The organism is Leifsonia sp. 21MFCrub1.1 (genome assembly GCF_900107895.1).
In the GTDB taxonomy this organism is placed as follows: Bacteria; Actinomycetota; Actinomycetes; order Actinomycetales; family Microbacteriaceae; genus Leifsonia; species Leifsonia soli.
In genome coordinates this window covers 1,711,283-1,729,451 of sequence record NZ_LT629867.1, presented here as the reverse complement: position 1 = coordinate 1,729,451, position 18,169 = coordinate 1,711,283, and the positions used below count along the sequence as shown (strand labels likewise).

21 protein-coding genes are annotated in these 18,169 nt (G+C 71.6%); 8 read left to right on the top strand and 13 right to left on the bottom strand.

Annotated elements, in window-relative coordinates; all coding sequences use genetic code 11:
- Positions 1 to 136 precede the first annotated feature (136 nt).
- From BLW09_RS08180 to BLW09_RS08150, 7 genes are all read right to left on the bottom strand, one after another.
- A complete protein-coding gene (locus BLW09_RS08180) occupies positions 137 to 1,735 on the bottom strand; it encodes an MFS transporter (protein WP_089916712.1) in 1,599 nt (532 codons plus the stop codon).
- Positions 1,732 to 2,619 (bottom strand): DUF5996 family protein, encoded by an 888-nt coding sequence (locus tag BLW09_RS08175; RefSeq protein WP_231947134.1) that lies wholly within the window; start codon positions 2,617 to 2,619, stop codon positions 1,732 to 1,734. Before BLW09_RS08175 ends, BLW09_RS08180 begins: the two co-directional genes overlap by 4 nt.
- A 35-nt stretch (positions 2,620 to 2,654) precedes the next feature.
- Entirely contained in the window at positions 2,655 to 3,149 is a 495-nt protein-coding gene (locus BLW09_RS08170; protein WP_089910917.1) for a MaoC family dehydratase, read from the bottom strand.
- Positions 3,146 to 4,111 carry an alpha/beta hydrolase gene (locus tag BLW09_RS08165; RefSeq protein ID WP_089910915.1) on the bottom strand — a complete coding sequence of 322 codons (966 nt, stop codon included), beginning with the start codon at positions 4,109 to 4,111 and terminating at the stop codon, positions 3,146 to 3,148. The genes BLW09_RS08170 and BLW09_RS08165 overlap by 4 nt, the downstream gene beginning before the upstream one ends.
- Positions 4,112 to 4,129: 18 nt before the next feature.
- Positions 4,130 to 4,843 (bottom strand): alpha/beta hydrolase, encoded by a 714-nt coding sequence (locus BLW09_RS08160; protein WP_089910913.1) that lies wholly within the window; start codon positions 4,841 to 4,843, stop codon positions 4,130 to 4,132.
- A 76-nt stretch (positions 4,844 to 4,919) separates the two neighbouring features.
- Positions 4,920 to 5,843, bottom strand: a complete 924-nt coding sequence (locus tag BLW09_RS08155; protein ID WP_089910910.1) for a helix-turn-helix domain-containing protein — start codon at positions 5,841 to 5,843, stop codon at positions 4,920 to 4,922.
- Between the two features lie 159 nt (positions 5,844 to 6,002).
- Complete coding sequence (locus BLW09_RS08150; RefSeq protein WP_089910907.1) at positions 6,003 to 6,587, bottom strand: TetR/AcrR family transcriptional regulator; 585 nt, start codon at positions 6,585 to 6,587, stop codon at positions 6,003 to 6,005.
- 84 nt (positions 6,588 to 6,671) lie between these two features.
- Between BLW09_RS08150 and BLW09_RS08145 the strand changes: the two genes are divergently transcribed.
- The gene (locus BLW09_RS08145) at positions 6,672 to 7,598 is read left to right on the top strand and encodes an AraC family transcriptional regulator (RefSeq protein ID WP_089910905.1); all 927 of its coding nucleotides are present in this window, start codon (positions 6,672 to 6,674) and stop codon (positions 7,596 to 7,598) included.
- A 58-nt stretch (positions 7,599 to 7,656) separates the two neighbouring features.
- A complete protein-coding gene (gene panD, locus BLW09_RS08140) occupies positions 7,657 to 8,067 on the top strand; it encodes an aspartate 1-decarboxylase (RefSeq protein WP_089910902.1) in 411 nt (136 codons plus the stop codon).
- Between the two features lie 27 nt (positions 8,068 to 8,094).
- Here panD and BLW09_RS08135 read toward each other — a convergent pair whose 3' ends face one another.
- The 3 genes from BLW09_RS08135 to BLW09_RS08125 form a co-directional block, all read right to left on the bottom strand.
- A complete protein-coding gene (locus tag BLW09_RS08135) occupies positions 8,095 to 8,337 on the bottom strand; it encodes a hypothetical protein (RefSeq protein ID WP_089910899.1) in 243 nt (80 codons plus the stop codon).
- Positions 8,338 to 8,381: 44 nt separating this feature from the next.
- Positions 8,382 to 9,608 carry a hypothetical protein gene (locus BLW09_RS08130; protein WP_089910897.1) on the bottom strand — a complete coding sequence of 409 codons (1,227 nt, stop codon included), beginning with the start codon at positions 9,606 to 9,608 and terminating at the stop codon, positions 8,382 to 8,384.
- 99 nt (positions 9,609 to 9,707) lie between these two features.
- Positions 9,708 to 10,376, bottom strand: coding sequence for a GAP family protein (locus BLW09_RS08125; RefSeq protein ID WP_089910894.1), 669 nt, complete (start codon positions 10,374 to 10,376; stop codon positions 9,708 to 9,710).
- Between the two features lie 151 nt (positions 10,377 to 10,527).
- Between BLW09_RS08125 and BLW09_RS08120 the strand changes: the two genes are divergently transcribed.
- Positions 10,528 to 11,043 (top strand): MBL fold metallo-hydrolase, encoded by a 516-nt coding sequence (locus tag BLW09_RS08120; protein WP_089910891.1) that lies wholly within the window; start codon positions 10,528 to 10,530, stop codon positions 11,041 to 11,043.
- Between the two features lie 75 nt (positions 11,044 to 11,118).
- Here the strand turns inward: BLW09_RS08120 and BLW09_RS08115 are convergent, their stop codons facing one another.
- Entirely contained in the window at positions 11,119 to 12,783 is a 1,665-nt protein-coding gene (locus BLW09_RS08115) for a SulP family inorganic anion transporter (RefSeq protein ID WP_089910888.1), read from the bottom strand.
- 171 nt (positions 12,784 to 12,954) lie between these two features.
- Here BLW09_RS08115 and BLW09_RS08110 point away from each other — a divergent pair, with 171 nt between their 5' ends.
- Together BLW09_RS08110 and BLW09_RS08105 are read left to right on the top strand one after the other, a co-directional pair.
- Positions 12,955 to 13,518, top strand: coding sequence for an ATPase (locus BLW09_RS08110; protein WP_089910886.1), 564 nt, complete (start codon positions 12,955 to 12,957; stop codon positions 13,516 to 13,518).
- Positions 13,515 to 14,378 carry an alpha/beta hydrolase gene (locus BLW09_RS08105; RefSeq protein ID WP_089910883.1) on the top strand — a complete coding sequence of 288 codons (864 nt, stop codon included), beginning with the start codon at positions 13,515 to 13,517 and terminating at the stop codon, positions 14,376 to 14,378. The genes BLW09_RS08110 and BLW09_RS08105 overlap by 4 nt, the downstream gene beginning before the upstream one ends.
- Before the next feature lie 27 nt (positions 14,379 to 14,405).
- Here BLW09_RS08105 and BLW09_RS08100 read toward each other — a convergent pair whose 3' ends face one another.
- A complete protein-coding gene (locus BLW09_RS08100) occupies positions 14,406 to 15,077 on the bottom strand; it encodes a GAP family protein (protein WP_089910880.1) in 672 nt (223 codons plus the stop codon).
- A 209-nt stretch (positions 15,078 to 15,286) separates the two neighbouring features.
- On the opposite strand from BLW09_RS08100, the gene BLW09_RS08095 reads away from it, so the two are divergent.
- The 3 genes from BLW09_RS08095 (at position 15,287) to BLW09_RS08085 (ending at position 17,365) form a co-directional block, all read left to right on the top strand.
- The gene (locus BLW09_RS08095) at positions 15,287 to 15,616 is read left to right on the top strand and encodes a YciI family protein (protein WP_089910877.1); all 330 of its coding nucleotides are present in this window, start codon (positions 15,287 to 15,289) and stop codon (positions 15,614 to 15,616) included.
- On the top strand, positions 15,613 to 16,830 hold the full coding sequence (locus tag BLW09_RS08090) for an RNA polymerase sigma factor (RefSeq protein ID WP_172824186.1): 1,218 nt from the start codon (positions 15,613 to 15,615) through the stop codon (positions 16,828 to 16,830). Before BLW09_RS08095 ends, BLW09_RS08090 begins: the two co-directional genes overlap by 4 nt.
- 91 nt (positions 16,831 to 16,921) lie before the next feature.
- Positions 16,922 to 17,365 (top strand): VOC family protein, encoded by a 444-nt coding sequence (locus BLW09_RS08085; protein WP_089910874.1) that lies wholly within the window; start codon positions 16,922 to 16,924, stop codon positions 17,363 to 17,365.
- Positions 17,366 to 17,396: 31 nt separating this feature from the next.
- On the opposite strand, the gene BLW09_RS08080 is transcribed toward BLW09_RS08085, so the two are convergent.
- The gene (locus tag BLW09_RS08080; protein WP_089910871.1) at positions 17,397 to 18,038 is read right to left on the bottom strand and encodes a GNAT family N-acetyltransferase; all 642 of its coding nucleotides are present in this window, start codon (positions 18,036 to 18,038) and stop codon (positions 17,397 to 17,399) included.
- Positions 18,039 to 18,169 lie beyond the last annotated feature (131 nt).

Genomic DNA, 18,169 nt, shown 5'->3' with positions numbered 1-18,169 from the left:
AACAGGGTGGCGGGGGAGGGAGTCGGGGACTCCCGGCCGTCACGAGACCGTCGTCGCGCGCACGCGCGGGCAGAGGACCGTCAGGCGCCTGCGGGGATCACGGTGTGAAGAATCATCCGCTGCCGAGGCTAGCGCATCACAGGATGTGGAAGTAGTGCCGCTCGACCGGATCGCTGCTGCTCAACGCCCGGGCGGCCTCCCACAGCTCCCGGTCGCGGCCGGTGAACCGCTGCGTCCTCTGGCGGGTGAATTCGCCCCAGGAGGGCACCAGGAACGTCTCGAGCATCGTGCCGGGATGGTCGCCGCTGCGGTAGAGCCGCCAGCGGTACCCGCCGGTGCGTCGCCGGGAGTCGGCCACCTGACGGATGGCCTTCTCGAATGCGGGGCGATCGGCGTCGCTCACGCTGTACGAGACCTCGATCAGCACCGGGCCGTCGGTCGGGTCGGGCTCGAAGACCAACGCGGGCTCCGGCCAGGAGTTCGCGAGGGTCCGGTCGACCGTCGCCGTGCCAGGGAGGAGCGGGAGCGCACGGACACTGACCGCCACGACGACCAGCAGGACGGCCGAGACCACGAGCGCGGTGGTGGTGCCCGTCAGCTGCGCCAGCACGCCGAACAGGTACGACCCGACCGCCATCGCGCCCATGAAGAACAGGATGTACACAGCGACCGCGCGCGAACGCACCCACTGCGGGAGGGTCAGCTGCAGAGCGGCGTTCAGCACGGTGAGCGTGCCGATCCAGGCGAGCCCCGCCACCGTCAGCACGATCAGCGCCAGGACGAACGGCGCGAACGCGGCGGCGACCGTTCCCAGCGCGAAGAGGAAGGCACTCGCGGCGATCACCACGTTGTCGCTGAAGCGCTTGCGCGCGAGCGGCAGCAGGAAGACACCGGCGACGGCACCGACACCGAGTGCGCCGAGCAGCAGACCGTATCCGCTGGAGTCGAGTCCCAGGCGGGTCGCCGTGAGGGGGAGCAGCGCCCACAAGGCGCTCGCGGGGAAGGCGAACAGCACCGAACGGAGCAGGATGCGTCGAACGAGGTGCGCCGACAGCGTGTACCGGACGCCCGCGCGCAGGGCCGGGCCGAACCGCTCCCGGTCGTCGAGCCCCGGCTGCGGCGGGCGCCGCCACCAGATCAGCGCCGCGACGGCGCCCAGGAAGCTCACCGCGTTGATCCCGAACACCACCGGCGTGCCGAACAGCGACAGCACGACGCCGGCGAGCGCCGGACCGATCGCGCGAGCGCCGTTCACCGTCACACCTCCGAGCGCGGCGGCCGCCACCACCTGCTCGCGCGGGACGAGCTCGGGCTGGATGGCCTGCCAGGCCGGAGAGGTCAGCGTCGACGCAACCCCGAGGAGCAGCGTGAAGCCGAGCAGCACGGGAGCATTGAGCGTGCCCGCCGCGGCGACCACGGTCAGGGCGATGGCCAGCACCGCGCTGACCGCCGATCCCCAGATCAGCAGCTTGCGGCGGTCGAAGGAGTCCGCGAGCACCCCGGCGGGGAGCGAGAACACGACGGCGGGGATCAGGCTCGCCGTCTGCACCAGCGCGATCACCAGGCTGTCCGCGTGCGACTCGACCAGGAACCACTGAGCGCCGACGGTCTGCATCCAGGTGCCGATGTTGCTGCCGAGCTGCGCGAACCACAGCACGCGGAACACCGAGATCGCCATGGGCGCCCAGGGCGACAGGGATGCGGGGGGCGCCGTCCTGCTCGCCGACGACGTCATCGGACGGTCACGGGAGACGCGACCGTGGCATCCGGCGCCGGCCACTGCCCGAGGTCGGCCGCCGCCTGGTACGTCGCCTCGAGAAAGGCGCGGACCAGGCCGTCGGGGTCGGCGGAGCGCCGGACGTTCTCGTACGGCAGCAGGAACTCGCCCAGCTCGTCGCTGTAGAAGGCGCCGTCGGGCATCGGCGTGCGCTCGAATCCCACCGGAGCGGGATACGCGTACGAGTAGAACGCCCCCTCGGCGCCGCCGCCCGGCCAGAACCCGGCGCTGCTGAGCTCGTGCGAGTACCCCTCCAGCATCACGCTGTCCGGGCAGTTCGGCGCACCGCCGGGATGCGGCGGCGCGACCCGGCCGGAGAACCGGGTGACCGCCAGATCCATCGCCCCCCAGAAGTAGTGCACCGGGCTGACCTTGCCCGTGAAACCCGAGCGGAACTCCAGCAGCATCCGCTGGGCGTCGATCAGCTGCCGCCAGAACGCCCGCGCCTGCTCCGGCTCGTAGGTGCAGTGCTGGGTGTCGTCGGCGAAGGGGATGGCGACGGCCACCTCGTTCGGGACCGCGTGGATGTCGACGGCCACCCCGAGGTCGGCGAGCGCCTCGCGCGTCGCGGCGTAGAACGAGGCGACCGAGTTTCCGGCGAGCGCGAAGCGGCGGAAGCCGCCGTCGCTAGTGCGCAGCACGAGCTCGTGCTCCACGAAGTCGAATTCGATGTCGAGGATCCCCGACGGGATCGGGATGGGGCCGGTGCCGAGTCCGCGGGCGCTCAGGTAGAGCGTGACGTGCCACCAGTGGTTGACCGGCGGGGTCAGCGCCATCCGGATCTTGCCGACGATCTGCGTCCACATGTGGATGGTGTCGCGCGTGGCGGTCCAGCTGTCCACGGGAAGCTGCACCCGCGGCTCGGCGACCGGCCCCATCATGCCTCCGCCGGCTGCGGGCTGCGCCGCAACAGGTAGGTGTGCTCGCCGGAGAGGACGACCTCCGACCGTTGATTGTGCACGGTCACCGCTGCGGTGACGATTCCGTTGGGGCCATCCGGTGTCAAGGCGGTGATCTCCAGTTGCGAGTAGAGGGTGTCGCCGGCGTGGACCTCCTGGAGGAAGCGCGCCGAGAGCCCGGTGAACGCGATGAATACCTCTCCGATGATATGCGGGAACAGGGTCGCTCCGGGCGCGGTGAACGCGAGCACCTGCAGGCCGTGGACGACGGGCGCGCTGTGGCCGTGCGCCTTCGCCCACACCTCGTCGTAGTGCACGGGGTGGTTGTCCGCCGACACCGCCTGGAACGCCGACGCATGGGCGTCGGTGAGGGTGCGGCTCGGCGCGCGGAACACCTCGCCGACCGCCAGCTGCTCGAACGTGCGCGGCTCGACGATGGCGAAGTCGAGCGGGTCGAACGTCCCGCCGCTCATGCCGCGAGCCGTTCGCTCAGGAAGTCGACCGCCTGGGCGACGGCGGCGCGCGCCTGCGGTGTGTCGTGCATGCTGTTCACCATCACGAAGTCGTGGATGATGCCCTCGTACCGCACGCCGGTGACCGTGACGCCCGCGCGGCGGAGCTTCGCCGCGTACGCCTCGCCCTCGTCGCGGAGCACGTCGCACTCGGCGGTGACGACGAGGGCGGGCGGCAGCCCGGCGAGCTGCTGCTCCGTCGCCCGCAGGGGAGACGCGGTGATGCTCGCGCGCTCCTCGTCGTCCGTCGTGTACTGGTCCCAGTACCAGCGCATCGCATCCCGGGTCAGCCAATAGCCGTCGGCGAACTCGCGATACGACCCGTCGTCGAACGCGGCGTCCGTCACCGGATAGAACAGCACCTGGCCACGGAATGCGACATCGCCGCGCTCCTTCGCCATCAGCGTGACGGCGATGGCCATGTTGCCCCCGGCCGAGTCGCCGGCGATCGCGACGCGGGAGCCGTCCAGCCGCTCGTCCGCGCCATGCTCCACGACCCAGGTCGCCACGGCGTACGCCTGCTCGTTCGCGACCGGGTAGTGGACGTCGGGGGAGCGCGTGTACTCGGGGAACACGATCGCCGCTCCCGTTCCGACCGCGAGGTCGCGCACCAGCCGGTCGTGGGTGTGGGCGTCGCCGAACACCCAGCCGGCGCCGTGCGTGTAGACGACGACCGGGAGGGGGCCGGCCGAGGCCGGCGGCCGGACGATCCGGACCGGCACCGAGCCGGTCGGGCCGCCTGCGACGGTGATCCACGTCTCGTCGACCGCGGGCTTCGCGATCTCCGAATCCTGCACGTGGTCGACCGCTGTCCGTCCCTCCTCGGGAGAGAGCTGGTACAGGAACGGCGGTGAGACGGTGGCCTCGCAGAACGCCTGAGCCGCCGGTTCGAGCGCGTAGCCGTGCGGGTTCGCGGTGGTCATACTGATCGCGGCTGTCGCTCAGGCCAGCTCTGCGGCGGCGTCGGAGATGACCTTCGCCACCTCGGCGGGGTGCGAGCGCATCACGAGGTGCGGGGCGTCGATCTCGATCACCGAGCGCAGACCGGCGCGCTGGTAGCCGAAGCGCTCGACGTCGGGGTTGATCGTGTGGTCGGCCGACGAGACGATGCCCCAGCCCGGCTTCGTCTTCCAGGCAGCGACCGGCGCCGTCTCGCTGAAGGCCAGCGCAGCGAGCGGTCGCTGCGACGCGGCGAGCACCTCGCTGACCTCTCGGTCGACGCCGGCGGCGAAGACGTCGGGGAACGCCTCCACCTTCACCGACACGTCGTTGCCGGGCTCGGAGCCCTCGATGGGGAACGGCGTGTAGACCAGGTTGGCGGCGAGGTCGGAGTCGGGGAAGCCGCCCTGCAGCTGCCCGAGGCTCTCGCCCTCGTCGAGCGCATATCCGGAGATGTAGACGAGCCCGACCACGTTCTCGGCCGCGCCGGCGACGGTGATCACGGCACCGCCGTAGGAGTGGCCGGCGAGGAGGACCGGGCCATCGATCTGCTCGACGACCGAGCGGATGTACGCGGAGTCTCCGAGGAGGCTGCGGTTCGGCACGGCGGGAACGCGCACCGTGTAGCCCTGATCGAGCAGGATGCGGGTGACGGGAGCGAAGCTCGCCGCATCGGCGAAGGCTCCGTGGACGAGGACGATGGTGGGTGCGGTCATGGCGACGATCCTTCCGTTGGGGGGTTCGAGCGCCACGCTAGGGCGGCCCTGCCGGCCTGTCGTGGCCCTCTCGGGGTCACGGTCGCGGCAGCGGGTCCTCCTCGATGAGCTCCTCCGGAGTCGGATCGTCGCCGTCGGCGGCGGCCAGCGCGCGATCGACGCCCAGCTTCGCCTGGAGGTACGCGATCGCCGCGGCCGCCGGGGAGGCGGGGTCGCCGAAGAAGGTGGTCAGGTACTGCCCGCCGCCCGGGACCTCGAACGTCTGCCAGCGGAACGGGATGTAGCCGAACGGCTCGACCTGGACGAGCGCCACGCCGCGCCGCTGCGGGCGCGCCTCGTGGCTCGCCCACACCTCCCGGAACGCGCGGGACCGCGAGGACAGCGCCGCGACGAGGAGCTGGAGCCGCGGATCGTCGGGCTCCGCGTGGTAGCGGAGGCTCGCGACCGCGGCCCGCACGGCCCGCTCCCAGTAGTCGCGCCGGTCGTCTCCGGCGGCCAGCGCTGCATCCACGATCGCCTCGACCATGTTCGCGCCGGGCCGCAGAGACAGCGGGATGAACGCGCGGCCCAGTGGGTTGACCGCCAGGACGTCCTGGTTGCGGTCCACCACGTACGCGGGCGCGACCGTCCACTGATCGAGCAGCACGGTCACGCTGTCCAGCACGTCCTCCGCGCTGTCGCCCCTGGCCGGCGGGCACTGGTCGGTGCGCCCGGGCGGCACCGTCTGGCCGGCGAGCCGGAACAGGTACACCGTGGCATCGGCGTCCAGCTGCAGGGCGCGCCCCAGGGCGAGCAGCACCTGCGGCGACGGCTGGTGGTCGCGGCCCTGCTCCAGCCGCAGGTAGTAGTCGGGACTGATGCCGGCCATCCCCGCGACCTCCTGACGGCGGAGGCCCCGCACTCTGCGGCGCGCGTCCGCACGGAGGCCCGCGTCCTCCGGTGTCAGAGCGTCACGGCGGGCACGGAGGTAGGCGCCGAGGGCGGCGTGGGAGTCGCTCATGCGCGGAGGCTCCTGTCGGGGATGCACCGTACTGGATTCACCACTCCAGATTGTCCCAGACGGGCGGCTCCGGGCGCCAGGTCTGCGCGATGGGCCGATTCCTCTTGGCCCGAACCGCAGCGGCGAAGGGGCCGGCCGGGTCGAAACAGACGGCCCGGATCAGGCCGCCTGCAGCGCGGGGGACAGGTGGGCCAGCGACGACGCGGCGATGCTCTCCAGCCGCTCCGGGGCACCGTCGACTCGGCTGAACTGGATGAGGCCCTGCGAGACGAGGACGATCTCAGCGGCGAGCGTCGCCCGGCCGGCCTCTGGGACGCCCTCCCGCGCGAGACGATCGTCGACGATGGCCTCCATCGCCGCGATGGTGCGTGCGCAGGCGGCGGCCACCTCCGGCCAGTCGCGGCCGAGCTCGGCGAGGCTGTTGAGCATCAGGCATCCCCAGCTCGGCTGGTGGGCGGCGCAGTCCTCCACCACGGCGCGGAAGAACCGCCCGACGGCCTCCTCGGCCGTGCTGCCCTCGGCCATCGCGCAACGGACCAGGTCGACCCGGCCATCGCAGTAGCGCTCGAACAGCAGCAGGAACAGCTCGGGCTTCGAGCCGTACGCGGCATAGATGCTGCCGTTGCCGACGCCCGCCGCCTCCGCCAGATCGGACATCGAGGTCGCGGTGTAGCCCTTTCGCCAGAAGACGGCCGTGCTGCGCGCCAGAAACGCATCCTCGTCAAACTCTCGACGGCGAGCCATTGCTCGAGCCTAGCAATCGGGGTCGTCCGGGGCGGAATCGCGGCGGACATGCGATCCTGGGTGCGACGATCTCGCGGAGGGACGATGCGACTGCCGACCGACCCGACGTGCGTGCTCGTGCAGATGCACGCGACCACGCACGCGGAGACTGCCGTCTATCGACGCATGCACCGGCACTCGTTCGGTCACGTCGGCCTGTCGCAGATCGCCTCCGTGGCGCAGAGCGTCGAGGCACGGCTGGACGAGGTGCCGGCGCGGGCGATGGAGAGCACTCAGCTGCAGCTCGTGCACAGCGGGAGCCTCATCCTGGAGCAGGGCGGGACGCAGACCCGATTCCGGGCGGGGGAGGTGGCGCTGTACGACGCCAGCCGGCCGTTCTCCTTCATCTACCCGGAAGAGTTCCGGACGACCATCGTGCAGGTTCCGACCGTCCTGCTCTCCGCGGGCGGCGTGCTCCCCGGCTCCCTCGACGCTCGGAGCATCAGCGCGGGATCGCGCGGCCGCCGGATGCTCGAAGGACTCCTGCTCGGCGCTCTGGAGCGGGGTCCGGGCCGCTCTCCGGGCCCGGCGGGCGACGCGACGGCGCTGTCGTCCGAACTCGTCCGGGCTGCGCGGCTGCTGGTCCACGAGGAGCTCGGTACGACGGCCGACCGGCACCCGTCCTCGGCCGATCTGCGCCGTGAGGCGACGGAGCTCCTGCACCGCCGGTACACCGAGCCGGGACTGACGGCGGCCGCCATCGCGGCTGACCTCCACGTCTCGCTCCGCACGCTGTTCGCCGCCTACGAAGGCGCGGACGAGTCGCTGGCGTCGACACTGCGCAGCATCCGCCTCGCCGCTGCCGAGCGGGTGCTGCTCACCACGCGGCTGCCCGTCTCCGATGTCGCCCGCGGCGTCGGCTACGCGGACGTCACGGCGTTCATCCGCGCCTGGAAGGCCGCAACCGGGCTCACGCCCGCCCGCTGGCGGCGGCTGCGCACCGGCTGGGACCGCGCGGACGGGCGCGGCTGATCCGTCGCGGGAATGCCGCCGCCCGGACCTGGTTGGCCGGATCTGATTGGATGGGCACGTGCTCCGAACGATGTTCAAGTCGAAGATCCATCGCGCCACCGTGACGCACGCCGACCTCCACTACGTCGGTTCGCTGACGGTCGACAGCGATCTGCTGGCCGCCGCCGATCTGCTGCCGGGGGAGCAGGTCGCCGTGGTGGATGTGACCAACGGCGCGCGCTTCGAGACCTACCTGATCGCGGGGGAGGCCGGCAGCGGCGTCATCGGCGTGAACGGCGCGGCGGCGCACCTGGCGGAGGTCGGCGACACGGTCATCGTCATCTCGTACGCACAGCTCGAGGACGCCGAAGCTCGCGTCTTCGTCCCGACCGTCGTGCACGTGGATGCGGACAACCGGATCGTCGCGATCGGCGACGACCCCGCAGAGGCCCTCACGCCCGGAGCCGCGCGGCCGCCGCTTGCGCTCTGACCGCGCTCAGCGAGGGTCCGGCCCGCTTCACGGCTCGTCGTCGACAGGGTCGCCGTCGTCGTCCATCCGGTCCACCAGCCGATAGACCGCGCGGCGCGGCCAGTCGGTGCTGTCATCGAGGACGAAGACCTCCCAGACCTCGACGTCCCGGTAGCGCGCTCTGCCCCGCAGCGCCGCCGGCGGCTCACCGGGGCCGGCCGTCAGCCGGATCACCGCGTCGACCAGGCCCGGCCGCTGCATCACCGCTTCGAACGTGACGTCGCCATCCATGTCTGCACCCTAGGGATGCGGATCGGTTCCGGAAAGCCAGTCGCTCAGCGGCACTGCCCGGCGACGGCGATCTGCTGGTCGGATGGGCGGCCGTACGCCTCGATGCCCGAGCCGGGCACGTCGAATCCCATCGCGATCGCCCAGGCGGTCGCCCACATCTCGTCGTCGCGGTGGAACGTCGGTCCGTCGAACAGGGTCTTGCACTCCGGGCGGACCACCTGGGCGTGGCCGACCTCGTGCGTGATCAGCGCCTTGGCGTTGACATCGCCGTCGGCCCAGCCCTCCTGCAGGCTGAAGTTGAGGTCGATGGTCGCGCACCCGCCGTCGTCCTCGTGGTACAGCGTCGTTCCGGAGTACCAGCCCTCGCCGAGGCCACTGACCTTCTCGTGCCACTCGACATCGAGCGTGACCCCGTGAGCGATGGAGCGGGCGTAGGCCTCCATCTGCGCGCGCACCGGATAGGCCGGGTCCTGTTTCGCGGCCTCGCCGGCGGCCTGCGTCGCGTTGACCCCGTCGATCGCAGAGATCACCCGCAGGAGGCGGGTGCCGTCGACGACCGCTGCTCCCGACCCGTCCGCTTTCCCGTCGTCGATGGCGTGCCGCAGGGCGACCTTGCTCTCGTAGGTCGCGGAGGTGTCCGCCGTGAGGACCTGCTCGCCGTGCGCGGCGAGGTCGCCCGAGACGGCCAGCGCGCTCGCCGTCAGCGCCTTCTGCGCCGAGGTCAGCGTTTTCAGCTCCGCAGCCCTGGCGCGCTGGGTCGCCCGCTCCTGTTTGGCGAGCTCAAGCGTGTGCTGGACGTCGGCGGAGACGCTCCACGGCATCAGGTCCGGACTGCCCACCGGCACGTCGGGAGCATCGAACGGCGTGTAGGTCAGGCCTTTCGATGTCTTCGTCAGCGTCGCCTGCGCGTCGGACAGGGCTGTGGCGGTGGCCTCCGGGAGGTAGTCGGGCCGCGGCTGCGCACTGAACCCGGACAGCGACTGCAAGGTGGCACGCGCCTTGTCGATCGCCGCTCCCCGGCGGTCCGTGACATCGCCCAGCGAGGTGGAGGCCGCGACCAGCTCACGGTGCGCCTGCGACTCGGCCTCCGCGGCGAGCGCGCGCCAGCCCCATCCCGCCCCCGCCGTCGCTCCGGAGATGAGCAGCAGGGCCGCTGTCGCGACCACCCAGAACCGACCGCGACGGGGAGCGTGAGGGGCCGTCGGCGGTTCGCTCTCCGCCTGCGGCGGAACGTCCTGGGGGAGGGGGCGGCTCTGTCGGTCGTCGCTCACGGGGGTCCTCTCGCCTCCGGCCAGAATGCATGCATAAATGCACGCGCCACTCTACGGGGGATGTGCGCCTCCGGCACGACCGGATGCCGCCGGCCCGGCTCAGAAGCGCGAGAGACCGTTGCCGATGATGACCGTGCCGATGACGGTCGCCACGATGATCGCGACCGTTGTGTCGTTGCGCAGCAGCCAGCGCTCCGTCGCGGCGAGCGCCGGCCGGGCCGTGTCCGGCCGGATCAGCGCGAACAGCGCGGGGCCGCCGACGGTGCTCCCGCCGATCAGCACGTAGATCGCGATCACGACGATGTCCTCCGGCAGCGGCAGCTGCGCCGGGCCGATCGCGAGGCCGGCGGCGATGGCGAGCAGCACGGACTTCGGGCGGAGGTTGAGCGCGAACCCGAGGCCCAGGGCGGGCAGGGAGCGCATCCTGCCGAGCGCCACCATCCAGCGCGGCGGGGTGTCGCGTTCCGTCGCCTGCGGGTGCCGCCGCACCTCGATGACCGCGTACACCAGCAGTGCCGCGCCGACCAGGATCTCCAGGACGCCGACGACCGGTTGCGGCCCCACGGACGTGGTGCCCGGAATGGCGTGCAGGAAGATCGCGAAGAGCGACGTGATCGCGATGAGACCGACGACGTATCCGACGACGAACAGCGTCGGCACCCACGGGCGGTCGGCGGCGAGGAGGAGCACCAAGACGGCCAGGATCGGGACGGAACTCAGCGCGACCGCGACGGCCAGCGGCAGCAGTTGCCCGATGACGCCCAGCATGCGACTCCTTTCACCGGAGAGCCCGCCGCGAGCCGGCTGCCTCTGCGCCGTGCCGCACCGCCGAGGGTACGGCAGCGGGCATCCCCGTGGACAGTCACGCGTGGTCCGGGATCGCAGCGGGAACACCGCTCCGGCGTGCGAAGCTGAGCGCATGGACCTTCTCACCGACGGCGTGTACCGCCTCCGGAAGGCGACGGGAGCCAACGCCTACCTCATCCACACGGGCGACGCCTCCGTGGTCGTCGACACCGGAACGCCGGGCGGAGCGGACGCCCTCGTCGCGGAGGTCCGGGAGCAGCACGGTCTCGGCTCCGTGTCCGACATCGTCCTCACCCACTACGACCCGGACCATGCCGGTTCGGCCGCGGCTCTGCAGCGGGAGACCGGCGCGCGGGTCTGGATCGGTGCGCGGGATGCGGACATCCTGCGCGGCCGGACGGCGGCGCCCACGCGGTTCCGCCGCTTCCTGGCGCGCATGTGGCGCCGCAGCGCTGTGCCGGAGAACCTGCGCGAGCTGCCGGACTCGGGGGAGACGGAGATCGTCCCCGGCGTGCGGGCGATCGCCGCGCCCGGTCACACGCCCGGTCACGTCATCGTCGAGTACCGCGGCGTCGTGTTCGCCGGCGACGCCGTGCTCGTCTCGAAGGGCCGCCTCACCACCCCCTGACCCACCGTCGAGTACGCACAAATTGCACATCGTGGCGTGCGAAAGCGTGCAGTTTGTGCGTACTCGACGGTGGGGTCAGTCGCGGGCGACGGTGCGCCGGGCATCGGACCAGGCTTGCTGGACGGTTTTGCCGATCCACTCGGTGCCCTGGTAGACGTTCTCCTCGCCCAGTTCGTGGAGGAGGCCGCTGGCGTCCAGTTGCCGATGCACGGCGGCCTCGCTGACGACCAGTTTCAGCTGGGACCCGGATGCGGCCAGGCTGCGCGCATAGCGGCGGAGGGAGTCGATGAGGGCGAGATCGAGCTCGTCCGTTCCGCGCAGCCGGATGATCACCACCGAGCCGGCCGTCGCGTCGTCGACGCTCGGCAGTTGCCGCTCGAAGGACGGGGCGCTCGCGAAGAACAGACTCCCGTACGGCTGCAGCACGATGACCTGCCGGACGCCGACGGTGGCCGGCGGGTCCGACTCTCGCATCCGGCCGCTCTCGTCGAGGTGCACCTGCCGCACCCGCAGGCGGTTCGACTGACGGGCGACGAAGAGGATGATGCCCAGGCCGACACCGGCCAGCACGGCGAACTGCAGCGGGATGACCAGGGTCAGCACGAAGGTGACCGTCATGACCGCGGTCGGCAGCACGCCGCTCCTGACCACGGAGTAGACGCGGCTCGGCTTGATCGCCGCGAAGCCGATCATGATGAGCAGCCCGGCGAGCGCCGGCATCGCCGTGAGCGCGACGATGCCCGATGCGAACACGATCACCAGCGCCATGGTCGCGCCGGCGACGAACAGCGCGAGCTTCGACCGCGCGCCGGCGGCGACCAGCAGCGCGGAGCCCGACATCGAGCCGCCGACCGGCATGCCCCGGAACAGCCCGGAGACGATGTTGCCGACGCCCTGCCCGATGAAGTCGCGTGATGAGTTCGCCGGGCGTCCGCTCGCCGTCGGGATGCCCGCGGACACGCCGGCGCCCTGGATGAGTCCGACGAGCGCCAGCGATACCGCGGGGATGAGCAGGTACGGGATGTCCTCGATCGACGGGAGCGTCGGGAGCGGCAGCCCGGCCGGCACCGCGACGATGTCGCCGAGCAGCGGCACGCGGGCATCCACCCACAGGTTGAGCAGGGCGGCCGTCAGCGATCCGACCACCACGGCGATGACGAGTCCGAACCCGCCGACGGGCGTCCGCTGCAGGACGACGATGGTGAGGATCGTGACCGCGCCGACCACAACGGTCGGGATGCTCCACTGCGGGATGTGCCTCAGCAGGTCGATCGAGCGCGTCACCCGGTTGGCGCCCTCGCCGGAGTACCCGGTGAAGGCCGACAGCTGGCCGAGGACGATGTTGACGCCCACCGCCGTGATGAACCCGGTCATGACGTCGGCCGGGACGAAGCGGATCAGCCGGCCGCCCTTCAGCAGCCCGGCGATGCACATCACCAGCCCGGTCAGCAGGGCGAGCGTGAAGAGCGCCCGGTCCGGGTCGGGCCGTGACGCGAGGTCCGCATCCTGGATGACGAGGGCCATCGCGCCGGTCGCCTGCACCGCCATGAACGTGCTGCTGGTGAGCACCGCCGCTCCGACCATCCCGTACAGGTAGGCGTAGAGGCCGGCGAGAGGATTGACGCCCGCGAGCAGTCCGGACGCGAGGCCGTCCGGCACGCTCTCGATGCCGAGGACGATCCCGGCGATGGCGTCCTTGACGATGTCACGGCGACGCAGCCGTCGCTTCTTGGCGCGCACAGGCCACAGGGTAGCGACGGCGGGCGCTCACGGCTGGACAGCAGTTGGGCGGGTGGATGCGCGCCAGGGCCAGCGGCTGGGGTAGATTCCCAGGGTGCCGACCACCGCTGCGCTCGAACCGGAGACCACGACCGCCCCGGCGCTGGGTGGCGGGATGCGGTGGCTCAGCCGATGACGACGTCCGCGCTGCTGATCGGCGGCCGCTCCGGCGTCGGGAAGTCGACCGTCGCTCTGGCCATTCACGACCTCCTGTCCGCTGCCGACGTCGCACACGCGATCATCGAGGGCGACAACCTCGATCTGGCGCATCCGGCGCCGTGGACCACCTATCCGGAGGCGGAGCTCGCCGAGCGCAACCTCGCCGCCATGTGGTCCAACTACCGGGCGCTGGGATACCGCAGGGTCGTGTACACGAACACCGCGGCGCCGGTCACCATCCCGCAGCTGCACGCTGCGCTCGGGGAGGACGCGGAGGTCGCTGCGGTTCTCCTGCAGGGGAGTGACGAGGCGGTCAGGGTGAGGTTGACGCAGCGCGAGCGCGGCGCATCCCTCAATGCGCACCTCGCGCGCAGCGCGACCGCCGCGGTCCGGCTGGAGGCGGACGCCCCCGCGAGCGTCGTGCGCATCGACACGACGGGACGGACGCCGGAGGAGGTCGCGATCGACGTTCTCCGCGCCGCGGGCTGGATTCCGTCCGATGCGACGGCGCAACGCCGGGGAGGCGGTCAGCCGTGACGACGGACGTTCCGTACCGCTCGCTTCCCGTCGACCAGGGTGACGTCCGCTACCTCCCCGGTCCGGACTCGTCACGCCGGGACGACGTCCCTGCGGGGGCCACGACTCGTCTCGAGCTGCAGGGTGCGAGCAGCTTCCCCGGCACCCGCCGCAGCATCTGGGTCCATGTCCCGCAGGCGGTCGACCCGGATGCCCCCGCTCGCGTCATGGTGTTCAACGACGGCTGGTGGTATCTGGACCCGGACGGTGATGTGCGCGGCGGCGTCGTCCTGGACAACCTCGTCCATGAGGGAGCGATCCCACCTCTGATCGGGGTCTTCGTCGACCCCGGGATCAGGGAGGACGGCGAGAAGAACCGCAACCGGGAGTACGACGCCTTCGACGCCCGCTACGCCGACTTCCTGGCGGAGGAGGTCCTCCCGGCGGTGGGAGAGCATCACCTGCTGTCCGAGCGCGCCGCCGACCGGGGCATCTGCGGCGGGAGCTCGGGTGGAAACGCAGCGTTCACGGCGGCCTGGTCGCGGCCGGACCGGTTCGGCCGGGTGATCGCCTTCAACGCCAGCTTCGCGCAGATGCCCGGCGGCAATCCGTATCCCGCCCTGCTCGCAAGCGAGCCGCCGCGGCCGCTGCGCATCCTGCTGCAGGCCGCGCACCGCGATCTCGGCTGGAACGAGCGGACCGGCAACTGGTTCGCCGAGAACCTGCGCGTCGCGGCCGCCCTCGCCGAGGCGGGATACGACATGCGCCTGGTCGTGGGCGACGGCGGCCACAGCGCGAATCACGGGGGAGTCCTGCTGCCCGATGCGCTCCGCTGGCTGTGGAGGCCGGCGGGTCAGCCGTCTAAGGTCCTGCCGCACTGATGAACGGGCGGTGCCGAGCCGCGGAGGTCAGAACCGTCCGAGCCCCTTGCCGATCAGCACGACGCCGATCACCAGGAGCAGCACCGCCATGATGGTGGCGTTGTTGTGGAGCAACCACGTGCGGAGGGCGTCGAGCGGCCGGGCCATCCGCGCCGAGGCGGCCAGGTAGGCGATGACCGGGACCGCAACGGTGGATGCCGCGATCACGGTGTACACGATCACGGCGACGACGGACTCGGCCGTCGTGTCCGCATCCGACCCGATGGCGACGCCCGCGGCCGCTCCCATCAGGAGGTTCTTCGGGTTGAGGGCGGAGAGCAGGAACCCCAGCCAGAGCGCACGGCCGGCCGTCAGCGTGTCGATGGCCGCCATCCACTTCGGCAGTGCCGGATCGGCGCCGGGCGCGGGCCGGGAGCGCCACTGCCGGACCGCGAGCACGAGCAGCAGCAGGCCGAGGACGATCGTGATCGTTCCCGCGATCGGCTTGGATTGGTCCCCGTCGCCGCGGGGGAGCACCGCGGAGAGGAGGGTGAACACGACGACCGCGACGACGATGCCGACCACCCAGCCGACGAGGAAGCCGACGCTCGTTCCCCGCGCTCTGGGGGAGAGCAGCATGAGGATCGCCGCGATGATCGGGATGGGGCTGATCGCCACACCAAGCGCGAGGGGGATGACGTCGCCGATCACCGGTCCCATGGATCTCCCGCCTTCCCGGCGCGTCGTCGGACGGAGGGTGCCACGCGCCGTTGCTCCACAGTGTGGGGGATGCGGGGGCACCGCAGCTAGCCGGAAGAACTGCGCCGCTGTGAGGCAACGCGCTGTCGAAACACGCCGCGCACGTTCGTCGCAGGGGTGACACCGCCCGCACCAGGATGGGCGGAACACAGCAGGGAGAGGATAGGCGCATGCAGTATCTCGTGAACGTCATCGACAGCCGAAGCAATTCGGGCACAGAGGAGGAGGCGGTCGCCATCGACGCCTTCAACGACACGCTGCGCGCGGGCGGCCACTGGGTGTTCGCCGGTGGACTCGCCGATCCGTCCGTCTCGACCGTCATCGACGGCCGCGGCGACGAACCGGTCTTCACCGACGGCCCGTTCGTCGAGGCGAAGGAGTGGGCGGCCGGCTTCTGGCTCATCGAAGCACCCGACCTGGATGTCGCCCTCGCGCTGATGGCGGAGGGCTCGAGGGCCTGCAACCGCCGGCTCGAGGTGCGACCCCTTCTCGTCGTGTGACCACCGCGCACGACGCCCTCACCCGGGCCCACCGCGACGAGTGGGCGCGGGTTGTCGCCACCCTCGCGAAACGGTTCGGCAGCCTCGACCTCGCCGAGGATTCGGCCGCGGAGGCCTACGCGACCGCCGCCGAGCGGTGGCCGGCGGACGGCATCCCCCCGAATCCCGGCGCCTGGCTCACCACCACCGCCACGCGCAAGGCGATCGATCGCATCCGCCGCGAGAGCACCCGCGACGCCCGTCACAGGGAGGCGCACCTCGTGCACGACACCCGGCCGGAGCCCGTCGGCCCGGTCGACGACGACCGGCTACGGCTGATCTTCACGTGCTGTCATCCGGCTCTGGCCCCGGAGGCGCGCGTCGCGCTCACGTTGCGCATGGTCGGCGGCCTCAGCGTGCCGGAGATCGCCCGGGCGTTCCTCGTCCAGGACACGACGATGGGCGCGCGCATCACCCGGGCCAAGGCGAAGATCGCGGCGGCGAACATCCCGTATCGCCTGCCGACGGCGGAGGATCTGCCGCGGCGCGTGGCCGGGGTGCTCACGGTGCTGTTCCTCATCTTCAACGAGGGATACCTCGCCTCGGGTCCCGACACCGCCCCCGTGCGGCGGGAGCTCACGCGGGAGGCGATCCGGCTCGCCCGCCTCGTCCACGAGCTGCTGCCCGACGACGGCGAGGCGACCGGCATGCTGGCACTGATGCTGCTGATCGAGGCGCGCAGCGATGCCCGCGTCTCCTCGACCGGGGAGCTCGTGCCGCTGGGGGAGCAGGACCGCGGCACATGGGATGCGTCGCTGATCGCCGAGGGCCACGCGCTGGTGCGCGAGCGGCTGGCCTCCGGTCAGGCGCCCGGCCGGTACCAGCTTCTCGCCGCGATCAACGCCGTGCACACCGACGGCGAGGCGCCGGACTGGTCGCAGGTCGTCGCGCTGTACGACCAGCTGGCCGTGCTGGACCCGTCGCCCATCGTCGGGCTGAACCGCGCGGTCGCCGTCGGGGAGAGGGACGGTCCCGCCGCCGGTCTGGCCCTCGTGGACGCACTCGATCCGCTGCTGTCGGGCTACCACCCGTTCCACGCGGCGCGGGCGAGCCTGCTCGTGCGGCTGGGACGGGAGGGGGATGCGCGCGCCGCGTACGAAGCCGCACGGGCGCTCACCGAGAACTCGGCCGAGCGCGCCTACCTGACCCGCCAGCTGGCCCGGCTCTCGACCTGACCTCGCTGCCCACCCGCCCGTATCTCCATCCGCACCCCGGTACCATGGCGCGACATCCGCATCCCATCGATCGACCTCCCGAGGAGACCCCATGCCCATCGCCCTGGACAACGTCGGCATCGCCGTGGACGACATCGAAGCGGCGATCGCCTTCTTCACCGACCTCGGCCTGACCGTGCTCGGCCGCGACACGGTGAGCGGGGAGTGGGCGGACACGGCCGTCGGCCTCGACGGCAACCACGCCAAGATCGCGGTTCTGCAGACCCCGGACGGCCACGGCCGTCTGGAGTTCTTCGAGTACCTGCACCCGGATGCGATCGCGACCCGTCCGACGCTCCCGAATGAGATCGGGATGCACCGCGTCGCGTTCTCCGTCGACGACATCGACGAGTCCCTGGCGATCGCCGCGCGGCACGGCTACCACCCGCTCCGCGGCGTCGCCACGTACGAGGACATCTACAAGCTCACCTACCTGCGCGGCCCGAGCGGCATCCTGCTGATGCTCGCGCAGAAGCTCACGCCCGCCGGCGACTGAGCAGTACGGCGATCCGCCGACTCGCCGGGCGCTACGTCCCCTGGCGGAGTCGAGCGGTCGGCACCTCGGGAATTCCGGCGCTCACCGCCGTCAGGACGACGGTCACCCTCCGCCCGGTCTCGTGCGCGGCAACGAAGCCGAGGCGCGCCGCGAGGGCGGCGGACGTCTCGTTCGTGCGGTCGATCACAGCCGTCACGATCGCGGCTCGCAGCTCACGGAAGGCGAGTCCGAGCATCGCCCTCGCCGCCTCCGTTGCGTAGCCGTGGCCACACGCGCTGGTCAGCTGAAGCCAGCCGATCTCCGCCGTCCGCGTCTCCGCCGCGGTCGTCCGCAGATGCAGGGAGACGTCGCCGATGACGTGGCCATCGCGTTCGACCGCGAGCACGAGGAGGTCGCCGGGCACCGAGAGCGACACATGGCGCGTGCGATCCCGGAGGTGCCGGAGCGCTTCCCTTTCCGTGCGGAGCGGCCAGCCGAGTCCGCACCGGATCCTCGCGTCCGCTTCGATGCGCATCCAGTCGGCGACGTCCGTCAGCCGATACGGGCGGAGCAGCAGTCGCGGTGTCCGCAGCTCCCGCGCGACGACCGGCGCCCGGAGGACGGGAGGCTCGCGCAGCGCGCGGAGGGACGCCAGCAGCCGTCCACCCGACGGATCGTGCGACAGGGCGATCATCGGCCGCCTCCTCTCGGATGCGACGCTACGACGCGAGTCGATGACGCGGCTGCGAGACCCCGGTCCTCGCCTGAGAGCGCCACCAGTCGTTCATAGCGCGGACGCAGGCGGGCACCCCGCGGAGGTCGCAC